Origin of the sequence: Roseovarius pelagicus (assembly GCF_025639885.1) — a bacterium.
GTDB lineage: Bacteria > Pseudomonadota > Alphaproteobacteria > Rhodobacterales > Rhodobacteraceae > Roseovarius > Roseovarius pelagicus.
Window position 1 is genome coordinate 3,133,230 of sequence record NZ_CP106738.1, and the last position, 14,234, is coordinate 3,147,463.

Genomic DNA, 14,234 nt, shown 5'->3' on the forward strand with positions numbered 1-14,234 from the left:
CCACTCAGTGGTTGCGCACCGCGTCGATCATCCGTTGCACATTATCAGGGTTGGCATCCGGTGTGATACCGTGACCGAGGTTGAAGATATGCGGCCCACCGCGCAGCGCGTCAACGATTCGGCGGGTTTCGCGAACCAGCGCATCACCCCCGGTGACCATATGCGATGAGGCCAGATTCCCCTGCACGCAACCGTCGACCTGTACGTTTGCCGCCACCCATTCGGCACTCACTGAATTGTCGATGGCTACGCAATCGGCACCTGTCTCATTGGCAAAGCCGACGTATTTATCACCCGCCTCGCGGGGGAAGGCGATGATGGGCGTATCCGGGTGGCGTGCCTTCAGGGCAGTGATGATCTCTTTGGCGGGTGCGATTGCGTATCGGTCGAAATCATTACCCTTGAGCGACCCGGCCCAACTGTCGAAGAGTTTCACCACTTCGGCGCCGGCGTCTATCTGGGCCGAGAGGTATTCGATTGTGGCCTTGGTCAAACGGTCCATCAGCCCGCCGAATACTTCTGGCTGAGAATGTTTCAGGGCGTGCGCCGGTCCCTGATTCGGTGTGCCGCGACCGGCGAGCATGTAGGTTGCCACAGTCCATGGCGCACCGGCGAACCCGATCAATGTCGTCTCGGCGGGCAGCGCGCTCGTCAGGTTGCGCAACGTCTGATAGATCGGGCCGAGAGTTTCATGGATGTCATCCGGGCTGCGCAACTGTGCCAGATCGTCAGCGTTGTCGATCGTGGACAGACGCGGCCCCTCGCCGGTGACGAACCACAAGTCTAGCCCCAGTGCCTGCGGGATCAGCAGGATATCTGCAAAGAGGATGGCGGCGTCGAATCCGTAGCGCCGGATCGGCTGCAATGTGACTTCGGTTGCCAGATCGCTATTGTAACACAGCGACAGGAAATCGCCCGCTTGGGCACGCGTCGCACGATACTCTGGCAGGTAGCGACCTGCCTGACGCATCATCCAGATCGGTGGGGTTGGCAATGTCTCGCCCGCCAACGCGCGCAGGATCGTCTTGTCTTTGGCCATGGTGCGGTCCTCCTGCGGGGTTCGTCCCCCTGCGGGCGCTGGATGTCAACCCTGATGCTTGCACCGCCCGCGCGGTGCCACTAGACCGTTTGCATGAGATTGAAACTGCCCACACCTTCGGCCCCGATGAGATTGGGAACGCGCGGCTCTCCGCTCGCACTTGCGCAGGCGTATGAGACGCGTGCGCGGCTAAGTGCGGCGTTCGATGTTCCGAGTGAAGCGTTTGAAATCGTTGTGATAAAGACCACTGGCGACCGGATAGTCGATCGTCCTCTGAAGGAGCTTGGCGGGAAGGGGCTTTTTACCCGCGAAATCGAGCAGGCGCTGCTGCAAGGTGGCATTGATCTGGCCGTGCATTCGATGAAGGATATGCCGGTTTTGCAGCCCGGTGGGCTGCTATTGGACACCTATCTGCCGCGTGAGGACGTACGTGACGCATTTGTCGCACCCCATGCCACTGGGTTGGGCGATCTGGAGCCGGGCGCCAAAGTGGGCAGTTCATCGCTACGTCGCCGTGCACAGGTACTGGTGAAATATCCGCATCTGGAAGTAGTCGAGTTTCGCGGTAACGTACAAACCCGACTGAAGAAGCTGAACGACGAGGTTGCCGCTTGTACCTTTCTTGCTGTCGCGGGCCTGAACCGGCTGGGGCGCTCGGACGTTATCACGGCCGCGATTGAGCCAGAGGTGATGCTGCCTGCCGTGGCGCAAGGCGCGATCGGCATCGAACGACGCGAAGATGATCAACGCGCCGCTGCCATGCTGGAAGCGATCCACGATACGGCCACCGGACAACGGCTCGCGGCGGAACGCGCATTCCTGACCGCGCTTGACGGTTCGTGCGAGACGCCGATTGCCGGGCTGGCTGATCTGGACGGCGGCACCTTGCGGTTGCGCGGTGAAGTTCTGCGCCCCGATGGATCAGAGAACCTGACGGATGACCGCACCGCGCCTATTGAGGATGGTGCCGAACTGGGCCGTGAAATGGCGCATGACCTGCTGGATCGGGCCGGGCCGGGGTTCTTTGACTGGCGGAAGTAGCGCCAGCCGGGACCTGCCAATCGAGTATTTTAAGAATGTTGAAAGCAGCAAGGCAGTGCTGGACCGTGCGGCGCGCTTCGGCTAGTCGGGCGGGATGAGTAACGAATACACCCCGCCTGATGTGCCTTTGTCGGTCTTGCATGCCGATCACGAGATCGTCGTGCTGGACAAGCCTGAAGGCCTGTTGTCAGTGCCCGGAAAGGGCGAGCATCTGTCCGATTGTCTGCTCAGCCGGGTGCAGGATGCGTTTCCGACGGCATTGTTGGTGCATCGGCTGGACAGGGATACTTCGGGGGTCATGGTTTTTGGTCTGACGCCCCATGCACAGCGGCATCTGGGGTTGCAGTTCGAGAAGCGCTATGTGCGCAAGAGTTATGTTGCGCGCGTGTTCGGGCGGATGGAGCCCAAGACCGGCACGGTGGATTTGCCGTTGATCGTGGACTGGCCAAACCGGCCACGCCAGATGGTTTGCCATGAAACAGGACGCGCGGCGCAGACAGACTGGCGGGTGTTGCGCGCCAGTGAGGCAGAGACACGGGTACGTTTGATGCCCAAGACCGGGCGCAGCCACCAATTGCGTGTGCATATGCTGGCGATGGGGCATCCTATTCTGGGCGATCCGTTCTATGCGGAGGGGGGCGCGCGTGCGCATCCGCGACTGATGTTGCATTCCGAAGAGCTGAGGCTGAAGCATCCCGATGGAGGGCGCGGCATGAGTTTCCGTGCCAAGGCGCCGTTCTGAGCGTTACCGCGAACGGTCGGTCAGGTTGAGGCGACTGGCGATGATCGGTCGTAGCACGGTGGCGAGTTCAGAGTCGGCAGCTATCAACATTTGCAACTCGTCCAGACGGTTTGCGGCGATCAGATGCAGGACGTCCTCGCGGGGCGCGCCGTCCTTTGTACGTGGCAGAGCGGCGAGTGTCTGGATCAGTTCGGGCCGTGGGGAAGGGGCGAGTTCTGCGACGGCCTCTGTGCTGAGCGTCGTTTCGACGAAAGCGTAGAGGCCCACCCCTTTGGCCGGCAGCGCGTAGGTGGCCAGTGCCACGTCGGTGATCTGGGGATGGGCGAGCAGGGCGGCGCAGAGTGCCGGGCCATCACGGGTGATGCGGTCTTCGGTGCCCTCACCGTCGGACCAGTTCATCAGGCGGCGGGTAATGAAATTGTAGGCCGGTTTGGCTGTTGCCATCCAAATACGCGCTGGCAGTGCCTTTTGCGCCAGCATTGCATGTTCTGATGGGGTCAGCAGATCGGGCGCGTAGGCTCGTTTTTGTTTCAGCAGATGGCGCAGGTCCTCTCGGGCCATCACGCGAAAGAGACGTCCGCGACGGTGATGGACCGAAGCAAGCTGAAAGTCGATCACTGCCGCGCGCCCGTCCGGCGTCATCAGCCAGTTTTGCGGCTTGGCGATGTCGTTATGCGTCACTCCGGCGCGGCGCATTTCGCGCAAGAGACGCCGCGCGTCGCGATACCAAGCGGCGCTGGCTGGTTTGGCCAGATGCAGGGGGGTGCCGCGCGTCCAGCTACGCAACAGGCCGGTGCGGTCTACCCGGATCAGTACTGGCGTACCGTCGATCCCCTGCACGGCACGCAGCCCTTTGATCTCTTTGCGGGCCAGTGCCCAGGCAATGGGGCGCGCACAAAACGGCACACCATCCAGTTTACGCAACACCACGGGAAAATCAGGAATGCCAGCTAGATGGCCCGAGATGGTCTCGGAAAAAATATCGCGCTTGTGCACGGTCTCGCTCACAAAGGGCGCATCGACTATATCAGGCGGCAGGTTCATGCGCTTCTCTTAATGTGTTTACGAACGGCGGCAAAGCATGCTTGGTCAGAGCCGCACCCATTCTGGCGGGCAGAGGTCGGGGTTGTGCAGCTTGTCCTTGGCGAACCATGCGGCGGGGGCAATGACTGTCTTGTTGGGCTGTGGATTTAGCCATGCGCCCCACCATGAAAAGGTTGAATTGGCGATGATGTTGTGAGTGCACCGCGCCATCAGGGCCATGTCGAAGTGACCCGTCGTTTCGTCGTTGAGATCGACAATCACCGTTTCTTGCCCAAGGTCGAGATTGTCGCGTGCCCAATTGGGGTCATTGGAAAAGACAAAGCATGTCAGGGGCTGGGCAGCATTTTCGGCGATGCAGGATACCGCGCGACGGTAGTAGTCGGGCGGACAGGCGGCGTAGCTATCACCGGCAATGTAGTCACCTCGACGCACATGTAGGGACACGGGCATGGCGGCTGTGGCAATCCGGGCGGCCATGTCGGTGTTTTTTGCGTCTAGCGATGAGGTGAACATAAGATCACGGCGTAGTTGTCCGGCGATGGGCGCAAAATATCGTGGCGATTGCCAATAACCATGCAGGTAGATGCCGCGCGGCAGATCGAAAAATGATGGATCGAATCCGAGGCCACGTTCGCGGTAAAACCGGGGTACCCGGCCAAAATTGCGCCAGAGCGCATAACGCAGGACGCCATCAGCTTTGACAGGTGGCAGGCGTATCTCGCGCGCGAACCGCGCATGGCCAAAATGCGCGAAACAGTCGCCCCGATTATGGCTACCGGCCACATAACGCGAGTCGATTGCCAATTCGCAGCCCAGATGATCGGCCAGCGCCCGCCCGGCGGCATATTGAAAGAGCTGGTTGCCCGCCCCGCCGAACAGGCGGGTCGTAATCATGCGCTCCGGATCAGACTCATTCATCATGTGATACTGGCGTAGGTGTCTTGCGCGAGATACGTCGCACGGCGGCGCGGTAGCGTGCGCGGGCAACTTCGCGCCGTGCCTTCTCCCACAGTGTTTTATCTGCGCTCTGGATGGTCGACCCGTCGAGCTGATCTGCAATTTCCAGCACGCCGGAGGGTGTGATCATTGCCGGTTTCAGCCCTGTGTGCCAGAAACTCTGGACATATGTATCGACGGGCCGATCGAATGGATCGGATCGCGCCAGCAATTGCGCCGCAGCGGTTCTGCTGACAACTTGAGCGGTGGTCCGCAGGCCGGCCACCTCTGGCAAAACCAGCGCACAAGGGCCGTTTTTGTCGATCAGGCGGCTGGGCCCGCGCGGCGCACGTGTTTGTAGTTGGATATAGCCAAGGTCATGGACGTGCTCGGTGGCCAGTGCCATCGCCTGCTGGAACAGCGGCAGATCCAATCCTGCATCATCTTCGATGATCAGGGCGGCGTCTTCGCTACGGTCCTGCATGTCGGCCCAGATTTGCCGGTGGCTGAGAAAGCAGCCGATCTCGCCTGTGCGTAGGGCAAAGGGGTAGGCGGGTTCACAGAGGTCTGCGCCATAGCTCTGGTTCAGATCCGTTGATGACATCGCGGCGCCATCGACGGCGGGCCAGATACTTCCGGCCACACCGCAGTTTCGTAGCAAATCGCGCGCGTTCTGGCGCCGTTTTTCGGCACGTAACAAGTGCAGAACGTAGACGCGCATCGCCATGGCAGATGCCTCAGGTCCAGCCCGAGATCGACTTGACCTCGGTAAAGTCCTCGATGCCCCAGGTGCCGCCTTCGCGCCCGTTGCCGGACTGCTTCATCCCGCCAAAGGGTGCGCCTGCGCCACGGCTTTTGCCGTTGATCTCGACCATACCTGCACGCAAGGCGCGCGCCAGCCGGTTGGCGCGGGCCGGATCCTGGGTCTGGGCGTAGTTGGTCAGACCGTAGGGCGTATCGTTGGCGATCTCGATCCCTTCTTCTTCGGTATCAAAGGGGATGATCGACAGGACAGGACCAAAGATTTCTTCGCGGGCGATGACCATCTGATTATTCACATCTGCAAAGACCGTCGGTTTGACGTAAAAGCCCCGGTTCAGGCCATCCGGCCGTCCAGTGCCGCCTGCGACCAGACGTGCGCCTTCGTCGATGCCCTTCTGGATCAGGTCCTGAATTTTGTTGAACTGTACTTCGTTCACCACCGGACCGATGTGGCGGCCTTCTTCGTTGGCGGGTCCAACGGTGATGCTGTTGGCGACCTCAGCGGCGGTCTCCACGGCTTGGTCATAAATCTCGCGCTGCACCAGCATACGTGTCGGCGCGTTGCAGGACTGACCAGAGTTGTTCATGCAATGCAGAACGCCGCGTTTTACTGCCTTTTCGTCGGCATCGGCGAAAATCAGGTTCGCGCCCTTGCCGCCCAACTCAAGGCTGACGCGCTTCAATGTGTCTGCCGCTGCCTTCGAGATCAGCTTGCCTGCGCGGGATGATCCGGTAAAGCTGACCATGTCGACGTCCTCATGTACGGTCAGCTGGCTGCCTACGCCCACGCCATCGCCGTTCACCAGATTGAACACACCTGCCGGTAGACCGGCCTCATGCACCATGTCGGCAAAGACCATCGCCGACAAAGGCGATTCCTCTGACGGTTTCAGAACCATGGTACAGCCGGCGACCAGTGCTGCGATCACTTTCAGCGTGACTTGGTTCATCGGCCAGTTCCATGGCGTGATCAACGCGGTCACGCCGATCGGCTCATGCGCGATCATGCTGCCCGGTGTGCCGGGATCCATCTCATGCATGAATTTGAACTTCTTAGCCGTTTCGATGAAGGTGCTGATATGATAGCTGCCTGCACCCGTCTGCTGGTCGCGCGACATGTCAATGGGGGCGCCCATTTCCAGACTGATTGCCTGTGCCATATCTTCGCTGCGGCTGTTGTAAACTTCTAACAGCTTTTCGACATGGGCGATCCGCGTTGCGGGATCTGTCGCCGCCCACGCAGGAAAGGCTGCCTTTGCCGCGGTGACGGCTGCATCGGTATCGGCCTGCCCGCCAAGCGTGATGATCGCGCAGGGTTCTTCGGTGGTGGGGTTGATGACATTGCAATCATTCTTGGCGGCTGGATCGGTCCAGGCCCCGTTGATGTAGAACTGACGTTTTTCGATCATCTTTAACTCCGTGCGAAAAAAGGAAGGGCGCGCCGCCCGGCGAGCACCAGACAGCGTTGCTCGGCGCACCTTGTCACCCGGCGTGGCAAGGAGCAAGTGGGGTAGGGGTGCAATTTAAGATCATCAAGCCTATCTTGCGTCTGAGTCGAAACCAACTGTGAAGGAGAGCCGCTATGGGCCTGCGCATTAATGATACCGTTCCCGATTTTTCGGCGGAAACAGACCAAGGGTCAATTAAGTTTCACGACTGGATTGGCGATAGCTGGGCGATTCTGTTTTCGCACCCCAAGGACTTTACCCCGGTTTGCACGACGGAGTTCAGCGCTGTGGCGCGCCTGTCTGATGAATGGGAAAAACGCGGGACCAAGGTCATCGGCGTGTCGGTTGACGGTGTCGAGGATCACAAGAAATGGAAAGGCGATATTGAAACCGTCGCCAACACCAAGGCGGGTTTCCCGATCATCGCCGATGAAGGGCTGGCTGTGTCCAAGGCGTTCGATATGTTGCCGGCAGAGGCCTATATGCCCGATGGCCGCACACCGAATGACAGCGCGACCGTTCGCAGCGTTTTTATTATCGGCCCTGACAAGCAACTGAAGCTGTCGATGACCTATCCGATGAATGTTGGCCGCAACTTCAGCGAAGTGTTGCGTGCCCTGGACGGATTGCAGACGGCCGCCAAGGCCGGTGTCGCAACGCCAGCCGACTGGCAGGTGGGTGAGGATGTGATCATTCCGCCATCGGTCAGCGACGAACAAGCCAAGGAAAAATTCGGCGAGTTTGACGCGGTTCTGCCCTACTTGCGGAAAACAAAACTGCCGAGCTGACTCTGACCGCGGGTCACAGCATTTTAATGCCCCGATCGGTATCTGCCGGTCGGGTTTTCTTTTTCAAAGACCTGATTTTAATCGCATTCAATATAATCAGAATTTGCCTGACTTCATTCCGGAGGCTAAGGTGAATTCCAACAGGCTAGGATGGCCGGGACCAAATTCGACAGTTTACACGTGTGGTGCGTAGGGAGCACGTGGGGTGACGGAGGGTTTCGGCTTTGGCCTGAACCCTCCGTTTTTTTTGCACGCCTGATACCTGCCAATCCGCGTTGAGCCGTCCATATCGGAACGTTCAGAATGCTGTCAGTACGGCACCGATGACTGCACTGCCAAAAGTCGCGTATCCACCGTCAATCAGGGTTAGCCGTTTGGATCGTCCGGCAAAACCGTAGCAGGTCATCAGCCAAGGCAGTGCCAGAAACAGACCGATGCCGAGACCAGACACCAATCCCTCGCCAATCGTGTCTATCCCGCTAAGCGCAAAGATATGACGCATCATACCTGCTACCAGCAGCATCGCAACAAACCCGGCGATGTAGGGAACGGGATCAGAGCTGTTTGCGGGCTTGCCATCCGCGTTCACCGGGACGCCAGAGGCCGAGATCCACTGCTTTGCCAGAACTGAGTACCAGAATGCCCCGAAACCGAAACCTGCCACCGCCGCAATGATCACGCTGAGAAATGCCATCGGTTTGTCCTTTCACTTGCTGCTGTCTGACGCCAGAGTGCCAGCAAAGTCATAATCGGTCCAGTTTTCGGGAAGTCCACGAAAGAATGCGCCGCAGAGCGTGGCCTTTTCCATGTGATCAATCCGCTTGGTGTGGGTTAGTTGCCTTACAATTCGTCGGTTCATTTGCGCACTTCATAAACCGCATTTCGCGCACCGTGCTTGTCGACGACGTATGTGCATTGCACGCCGGGAAGGCGACCAGTTCCTTGGCCAATACAACGTCTGTGCCCTATGCGACCAGATCTAGGTCGCTCAGCGATTCATTCTTGGTGAAACCGAACTGAACGACTTCGCCAGCTTCGCTCTGGTAAGGGGCAAAGCACGACTTGCGGGTCGTGTTTTTGTGAATACTCCACGCGCTCGGATTTCGGAACAGGAGATGTCGTCTGCGCTTGCGGGCAGAACGTGGTCAGCTTCAAGCGCCGTCGCGTCGCTTGTACCTACAAACAGGGTCGCGCATGCAGGAGCGTACGCGGTGACAGTTGAAAGTACTTTGGCCATCGTCAATTTCGAGTAGATGTTTTTTTGGCTCCCTGCCGCCTAGGATAGCACCGCTCACACTCAATGGAACATGACCTGAACAAAGAGTGTGACCACTTAAATCCGGCCATATTTGGCTGGATTATCCCGGCTTTGTCTTACCCATCTCACAGACGATTTCCCATTCTCTCTCTGTCACAGGCTGAACTGACAAACGAGAGTTCTTGACCAGAACCATGTCTGCAAGTCGAGAGTCGGCTTTGATCATGTCCAGTGTCACAGGCTGTGCGAAGGGACGGACCGCCCGGATGTCCACGCATTCCCAACGATCATCGTCTGCCGTGCTGTCGGGGTGCGATTCTGCGCAGATTTCGACAATACCCACCACGGCCTTCTCTGTCTGCGAATGGTAGAAAAAACCCCGGTCCCCAGCCGCCATTTTGCGCATGAAATTGCGCGCCTGATAGTTGCGTACGCCGTCCCACTCCTCGCCTGCATCTCCCTTGGCCACCTGATCGTCCCAACTCCAGGTCGCCGGTTCAGATTTAAAGAGCCAAAGCGCCATGTCAGATCACCTTTTTCCATGCAATCATTCTGACCTCGGAGAATAATCCGGCCCTGGCATAGGGATCATTTTCGGCCCATTGCTCTGCGGCGGCCATGTCTGGCACATCAAGGATGACCAATGAGCCGATCATCTCGCCACCTTCGTCCAGAAACGGCCCCGCCTGACTAACCACGCCGCTGTCCTTGAGATAGGCGATATGCGCATCGCGATTGTCGATCCGGGTCTGGAGCGCACCAGTATTGTCCTTGGCCATAAGAGCAATCAGCATTTTTCTTCCTTCAATGGACGTGAGAGCAAATTATTCATAGCCTGATCTACACGCAGTTGACCATTGGTCAATCCGCACACGGCGTCGGTGATTGGCATGTCGATCTGTAACGCCCGCGCGCGTGCTTGAACTGCCTGAGCCGTGGCCGCACCTTCAACGGTAACCGAAGCATCGAAATCCTCTCCGCGCCCGATGCTCAGACCAAACCGTGCGTTGCGCGATTGTTCCGAGGTACAGGTCAGCGTTAAATCGCCAAACCCCGATAGTCCCGAAAGTGTTTCAGCGCGTGCACCGACGGCCTGCGCCATGCGTTGCATTTCTGCGTATCCGCGCGTCATGAGTGCGGCGCGTGCGCTCTCACCCAATCCGGCACCCATGGCTGCCCCGCAGGCAATCGCCATGACGTTCTTGAGCGCGCCACCCAATTCCGATCCGATCGTGTCGGTGGTTCTGTATAGCCGCAGGTTGGCAGTGCTGAGCCTGTCCTGTAGCGCGCCACCTGCCAGTGCGTCGGCACAGGCCAGCGTCATGGCCGTGGGCAGACCTTTCGCGATGTCATGTGCAAAGCCGGGGCCGGTCAGGATCGCGGCCACCGCATCGGGCACTGTTTCGGTGATTACCTGTACTGGCCCCTGTAGGGTCTCTAACTCGACGCCCTTGCAGCAGGCGACCAGCGTCTTGCCCGCTAGGTTGGGGGCATACTCGGTCAAAACCGTGCGCAGTTTCTGCATGGGCACAGCGAGTAGCACAATGGTCGCGTGCTGCAACTCGTCAATATCGGCACTGAGGCGCAAGGTGTCGGGCAGAGCGGTGCCGGGCAGACGGCGCGCGTTTTCGCCCGCGATCCGCATCTCGTCGATATGAGTGCGATCCCGTGCCCAGAGTGTGACAGGGCCGTTCCCGGTTAGTGAGATGGCCAGCGCCGTGCCGAATGCTCCTGCGCCCATGACCCCGATCATGCCTTTGCCCCTTTTCTGCCCGATCCCAACATCGGCGCGCTGGAGCGATCCAGCGGCCACCGGGGGCGGGCGCTTAGGTCCATACCGTCGCGTTGGCCATCCATCAGCAGCAACCCGCCCGCGTAGGCGATCATCGCGGCGTTATCTGTGCAGTATCGCAATGGCGGTGCAACGAACCGGGTGTCGGATTTGGCGGCCACGCCTTCCAGAGCGGCGCGTATGCTCTTGTTTGCAGCCACACCGCCGGCGACGGCCAATGCGCTGAGCGCTATGCCACGTTTCGTACATTCGGCCAGCGCCCGCCGAGTCTTCTCGGCCAGCACATCGCACATCGCGGCCTGAAATCCGGCACAGAGATCGGCACGGTCGGTGCGTGTCAGGCCGCCACGTTCAGTCATGGTCGCGTCACGGGTGCGCAACAACGCGGTTTTCAACCCCGAGAACGACATGTCGCATCCCGGGCGATCCAGCAGCGGGCGGGGAAAGGCAAAGCGTACCGGATCACCGGACTTCGCGGCCTCTTCAACCTGCGGGCCACCGGGCTGAGGGAGAGCCAAGAGACGGGCAGTCTTGTCGAATGCCTCGCCGGGGGCGTCATCGATTGTCCCGCCGAGGCGCGTAAACCGGTCCGGTCCGTGGACGATCAGAAATTGACAGTGACCGCCAGAGACCAACAACATAAGGTATGGAAACGGTACATTGTCCTCCAACTGCGGGCTAAGAGCGTGCCCGGCCAGATGATTTACGCCGACTAGCGGCTTGCCTGCGCCTATCGCCAAACCCTTGGCGCACATCACTCCGGAAATGACGCCGCCGATTAACCCAGGACCGGCTGTCACCGCGATTCCGTCGACAGCGTCCACCCCTAACCCGGCGACAGTCAGCGCATCGCTGACACAAAGGTCAAGCTTTTCGGCGTGGGCGCGGGCGGCAATTTCGGGCACGACGCCGCCGAAATCCGCGTGCAGCGCCTCCTGACCTTCGGTAACGAGCGCTAGGATTTCAGGGCAATTGCGCGGGTCCATACGCAAGATTGCCGCGGACGTATCGTCGCAGCTGCTCTCTAATCCCAGTATTGTCCACGTCTGTGTCATGGTTCTGCCCGTTGCGGTGCTACACTTAGGCAGGTAACACCGCAGGGCCATGCAAACAACTCCGCTCACATCTGCCGCACCCTTGGTGCTGATCACCCGGCCAGAACCGGGCGCAAGCCAGTTCGCGACCGCCATGAGTGAACGCTATGGCGGACGGATGCATGCGCTTTGTTCACCAGTGATGGATATTGTCCCTGCTGGTGCGGTGCCCGATCTGACGGGTGTCCGGACGCTGGTTTTCACGTCGCAGAATGGTGTGCTTGCCTATGCTGCAGGTACGGACCGCCGGGATATCCCGTGTTATGCGGTGGGGGATACCACCGCACAGGCCGCCGAAAGGGCTGGAATACAGGCGATTTCAGCCAAGGGGACGGCAGAAGACCTGCTGGCGATGATGCTCTCGGACGATCTGCGCGGGCCTGTACTGCATTTGCGCGGGGCGCATGCGGCGGCTGATGTGGCTGGAGCGTTACGTGATGCCGGGTACGAAGCGCATGATGCAGTGCTTTATGAACAAGAACCCCGTGGATTGACTGCTGCAGCACGAGAAGCCTTGCGCGGTAAGGGCCCGGTGATCCTGCCGCTATTCTCGCCGCGTAGTGCACGACTGGTCATTGCCGATACTTATCCTACATGTCCGTTGGTGCCGTTGGCGATCAGTGACGCCGCTGCCTTGGCGTTGCCCGCACAGCTGGCACAGGCGGCGATCGTGGCGCAGCGCCCGGATGGATGCGCGATGCTAGAGGCGATGGCGGATGCGCTGACCGCGGCCAAGCGGCTTGAGGGTGCAATAGGGCCGCAGTAAGGTTGTCGAACGCTCGGTTGTGGCAGATTCGAAAAGGGTTTTGAAAGTGGCGGAAAAAAAGAAATCTTCCAACAACGCACGAACCCGCAAGGATGACGCGGTCAAGGCGGATACAGCCACAGGTGCGGCCGGTGAGGATAATCTGGAAACGGCTCAGAAACCGGACACTTCCACGGAAGAAAGCACAACCGAGAACGTGTCAGGCAAAGATGAAGCCGATGCCGCAACACCAAGCGACAAAGCGATACGGGCGGAGGATTTAGAATCCGGGTCCAATACGGCTGAACAGGGTGCGGTTACTGCTGCCGATACGCAGGACAGTTCAACGCAATCCGATGACGATGTCGTGCCCGACACGGATGCTGAGCCGACTGGCGATGATCGCGCGGCGGGAAACCCATCAGAGAATGAAACGGTAGCGACGCCCACCGGAACGGAGCCTCTAGACGATAGTGCTGCACCTGCCTTGGTGCCAGTCACGCCGACGTCTGAGCCGAAATCGGGATTCTGGCCTATGGTTCTGGGCGGGGTGATCGCGGCAGGCATCGGCGCTGGCACCGCGTATTATGTTCTGCCGAAAATCGGCGTCTTGGGTGTACCCGAGGGTACATTCAGAGATGACGTGACGGGCATACATGCCGCACAATCGCAGAAGATCGAAGAGCAGTCAGCCGAGATCGAAACGCTGCGCAACGAGATTGCAAAGGCACGAGAGGCGGCTGAGGCCGCCACCGGTGCGGGCGGTTCCCCGGATTTGACTGCGATTGAAGACACGCAAAGCGATCTCCAGACACAGTTGGCCGCGCTATCCGATCAGATTAGCGGTTTGCAAAGCAAGATGACGGCGCTCGAATCGCGACCGATATCTGGCGGATCTTCGGTGTCGCAGAGCGAGATCAACGACCTACAGCAGATGCTTGAAACCCAATCCGAGGCGCTGGCAATGCAGCAGACCGAGATTGCGGCCCTTAGCGCGGATGCAGCCGAACAAGAAGCCGCTGCTGTGGCGTCGGCGTCTGCAGCGCTACGGCGTGCGGCCCTGACCCGAATTCGCACCGCGTTGGACACCGGGACGGGCTTTACCGGCGCACTGGATGATCTCGAAGCAACCGGGCAAGAGGTCCCCGACGCACTGCGTGCAGTGGCAGCGGAGGGGGTGCCGTCAATGGCCAGCCTACAGGATGCGTTCCCGCCTGCTGCGCGTCTCGCGCTTGCTGATGCGCGCAAGGAACTCGGTGAAAGCGGTGAGGGGCAAGGCGGAGTAATGGCCTTTCTCAGTGATCAGCTGGGCGCACGATCGCTGGAGCCGCGCGAAGGTGACGACCCCGATGCCGTGCTTTCGCGGGCCGAGTTTGCGCTGCACGAGGCGCGGCTGGGTGATGCGCTGGCTGAAATCGCAACATTGCCAGCCACCGGGCAGGCGGCTCTTGCCGGTTGGGTTGAAAATGCCCGTACACGGATGAATGCGACCCGTGCCGTCGATGCGCTCAGCGCGGAAATCAACTGATCCCGAAAGGTTAACGC

General features: G+C 59.7%; 16 protein-coding genes. 5 read left to right on the forward strand and 11 right to left on the reverse strand.

Annotated features, from left to right (window positions below; genetic code table 11):
• Positions 1 to 4: 4 nt before the first annotated feature.
• Complete coding sequence (hemE, locus tag N7U68_RS16540; protein ID WP_263047515.1) at positions 5 to 1,039, reverse strand: uroporphyrinogen decarboxylase; 1,035 nt, start codon at positions 1,037 to 1,039, stop codon at positions 5 to 7.
• Positions 1,040 to 1,132: 93 nt separating this feature from the next.
• Between hemE and hemC the strand changes: the two genes are divergently transcribed.
• Together hemC and N7U68_RS16550 are read left to right on the forward strand one after the other, a co-directional pair.
• Complete coding sequence (gene hemC, locus N7U68_RS16545; protein ID WP_263047516.1) at positions 1,133 to 2,080, forward strand: hydroxymethylbilane synthase; 948 nt, start codon at positions 1,133 to 1,135, stop codon at positions 2,078 to 2,080.
• Between the two features lie 94 nt (positions 2,081 to 2,174).
• A complete protein-coding gene (locus tag N7U68_RS16550; RefSeq protein WP_263047517.1) occupies positions 2,175 to 2,822 on the forward strand; it encodes a pseudouridine synthase in 648 nt (215 codons plus the stop codon).
• Between the two features lie 3 nt (positions 2,823 to 2,825).
• Here the strand turns inward: N7U68_RS16550 and N7U68_RS16555 are convergent, their stop codons facing one another.
• From N7U68_RS16555 to N7U68_RS16570, 4 genes are read right to left on the reverse strand one after another with little or no spacing between them, the layout of a single operon-like run.
• Complete coding sequence (locus tag N7U68_RS16555) at positions 2,826 to 3,866, reverse strand: serine/threonine protein kinase (protein WP_263047518.1); 1,041 nt, start codon at positions 3,864 to 3,866, stop codon at positions 2,826 to 2,828.
• Between the two features lie 45 nt (positions 3,867 to 3,911).
• Positions 3,912 to 4,760 (reverse strand): alpha-1,2-fucosyltransferase, encoded by an 849-nt coding sequence (locus N7U68_RS16560; protein ID WP_263047519.1) that lies wholly within the window; start codon positions 4,758 to 4,760, stop codon positions 3,912 to 3,914.
• Positions 4,761 to 4,776: 16 nt separating this feature from the next.
• Positions 4,777 to 5,529: a glycosyltransferase family 25 protein gene (locus N7U68_RS16565; RefSeq protein ID WP_263047520.1), complete on the reverse strand. Its 753-nt coding sequence runs from the start codon at positions 5,527 to 5,529 to the stop codon at positions 4,777 to 4,779.
• A gap of 10 nt (positions 5,530 to 5,539) precedes the next feature.
• Positions 5,540 to 6,973, reverse strand: coding sequence for an aldehyde dehydrogenase family protein (locus N7U68_RS16570; RefSeq protein ID WP_263047521.1), 1,434 nt, complete (start codon positions 6,971 to 6,973; stop codon positions 5,540 to 5,542).
• A 173-nt stretch (positions 6,974 to 7,146) separates the two neighbouring features.
• On the opposite strand from N7U68_RS16570, the gene N7U68_RS16575 reads away from it, so the two are divergent.
• The gene (locus N7U68_RS16575; protein WP_165193772.1) at positions 7,147 to 7,800 is read left to right on the forward strand and encodes a peroxiredoxin; all 654 of its coding nucleotides are present in this window, start codon (positions 7,147 to 7,149) and stop codon (positions 7,798 to 7,800) included.
• A 298-nt stretch (positions 7,801 to 8,098) separates the two neighbouring features.
• On the opposite strand, the gene N7U68_RS16580 is transcribed toward N7U68_RS16575, so the two are convergent.
• The 6 genes from N7U68_RS16580 to tsaD form a co-directional block, all read right to left on the reverse strand.
• Positions 8,099 to 8,494, reverse strand: coding sequence for a DUF1761 domain-containing protein (locus tag N7U68_RS16580; RefSeq protein WP_165193770.1), 396 nt, complete (start codon positions 8,492 to 8,494; stop codon positions 8,099 to 8,101).
• A gap of 12 nt (positions 8,495 to 8,506) precedes the next feature.
• The gene (locus tag N7U68_RS16585) at positions 8,507 to 8,659 is read right to left on the reverse strand and encodes a hypothetical protein (protein ID WP_165193768.1); all 153 of its coding nucleotides are present in this window, start codon (positions 8,657 to 8,659) and stop codon (positions 8,507 to 8,509) included.
• 499 nt (positions 8,660 to 9,158) lie between these two features.
• Positions 9,159 to 9,581 (reverse strand): EVE domain-containing protein, encoded by a 423-nt coding sequence (locus N7U68_RS16590; protein WP_165193766.1) that lies wholly within the window; start codon positions 9,579 to 9,581, stop codon positions 9,159 to 9,161.
• Position 9,582: 1 nt separating this feature from the next.
• Positions 9,583 to 9,852 (reverse strand): YciI family protein, encoded by a 270-nt coding sequence (locus tag N7U68_RS16595; protein WP_165193764.1) that lies wholly within the window; start codon positions 9,850 to 9,852, stop codon positions 9,583 to 9,585.
• Entirely contained in the window at positions 9,846 to 10,811 is a 966-nt protein-coding gene (locus tag N7U68_RS16600; RefSeq protein WP_165193762.1) for an NAD(P)H-dependent glycerol-3-phosphate dehydrogenase, read from the reverse strand. Before N7U68_RS16600 ends, N7U68_RS16595 begins: the two co-directional genes overlap by 7 nt.
• On the reverse strand, positions 10,808 to 11,905 hold the full coding sequence (gene tsaD / locus N7U68_RS16605; protein ID WP_263047522.1) for a tRNA (adenosine(37)-N6)-threonylcarbamoyltransferase complex transferase subunit TsaD: 1,098 nt from the start codon (positions 11,903 to 11,905) through the stop codon (positions 10,808 to 10,810). The genes N7U68_RS16600 and tsaD overlap by 4 nt, the downstream gene beginning before the upstream one ends.
• A 49-nt stretch (positions 11,906 to 11,954) precedes the next feature.
• On the opposite strand from tsaD, the gene N7U68_RS16610 reads away from it, so the two are divergent.
• Together N7U68_RS16610 and N7U68_RS16615 are read left to right on the forward strand one after the other, a co-directional pair.
• A complete protein-coding gene (locus N7U68_RS16610; RefSeq protein ID WP_263047523.1) occupies positions 11,955 to 12,710 on the forward strand; it encodes a uroporphyrinogen-III synthase in 756 nt (251 codons plus the stop codon).
• Positions 12,711 to 12,756: 46 nt separating this feature from the next.
• Entirely contained in the window at positions 12,757 to 14,217 is a 1,461-nt protein-coding gene (locus N7U68_RS16615) for a COG4223 family protein (RefSeq protein WP_263047524.1), read from the forward strand.
• Positions 14,218 to 14,234: the final 17 nt, after the last annotated feature.

Bases quoted from the DNA above. Each gene is read 5' to 3' on its own strand.
- N7U68_RS16595 (WP_165193764.1), bottom strand. From the start codon at position 9,852: ATGCTGATTGCTCTTATGGCCAAGGACAATACTGGTGCGCTCCAGACC.
- tsaD (WP_263047522.1), bottom strand. From the start codon at position 11,905: ATGACACAGACGTGGACAATACTGGGATTAGAGAGCAGCTGCGACGAT.
- hemE (WP_263047515.1), bottom strand. From the start codon at position 1,039: ATGGCCAAAGACAAGACGATCCTGCGCGCGTTGGCGGGCGAGACATTG.
- N7U68_RS16550 (WP_263047517.1), top strand. From the start codon at position 2,175: ATGAGTAACGAATACACCCCGCCTGATGTGCCTTTGTCGGTCTTGCAT.
- N7U68_RS16585 (WP_165193768.1), bottom strand. From the start codon at position 8,659: ATGAACCGACGAATTGTAAGGCAACTAACCCACACCAAGCGGATTGAT.
- N7U68_RS16580 (WP_165193770.1), bottom strand. From the start codon at position 8,494: ATGGCATTTCTCAGCGTGATCATTGCGGCGGTGGCAGGTTTCGGTTTC.
- N7U68_RS16565 (WP_263047520.1), bottom strand. From the start codon at position 5,529: ATGGCGATGCGCGTCTACGTTCTGCACTTGTTACGTGCCGAAAAACGG.
- N7U68_RS16590 (WP_165193766.1), bottom strand. From the start codon at position 9,581: ATGGCGCTTTGGCTCTTTAAATCTGAACCGGCGACCTGGAGTTGGGAC.
- N7U68_RS16610 (WP_263047523.1), top strand. From the start codon at position 11,955: ATGCAAACAACTCCGCTCACATCTGCCGCACCCTTGGTGCTGATCACC.
- N7U68_RS16560 (WP_263047519.1), bottom strand. From the start codon at position 4,760: ATGATTACGACCCGCCTGTTCGGCGGGGCGGGCAACCAGCTCTTTCAA.
- N7U68_RS16600 (WP_165193762.1), bottom strand. From the start codon at position 10,811: ATGATCGGGGTCATGGGCGCAGGAGCATTCGGCACGGCGCTGGCCATC.
- N7U68_RS16575 (WP_165193772.1), top strand. From the start codon at position 7,147: ATGGGCCTGCGCATTAATGATACCGTTCCCGATTTTTCGGCGGAAACA.
- hemC (WP_263047516.1), top strand. From the start codon at position 1,133: ATGAGATTGAAACTGCCCACACCTTCGGCCCCGATGAGATTGGGAACG.
- N7U68_RS16555 (WP_263047518.1), bottom strand. From the start codon at position 3,866: ATGAACCTGCCGCCTGATATAGTCGATGCGCCCTTTGTGAGCGAGACC.
- N7U68_RS16570 (WP_263047521.1), bottom strand. From the start codon at position 6,973: ATGATCGAAAAACGTCAGTTCTACATCAACGGGGCCTGGACCGATCCA.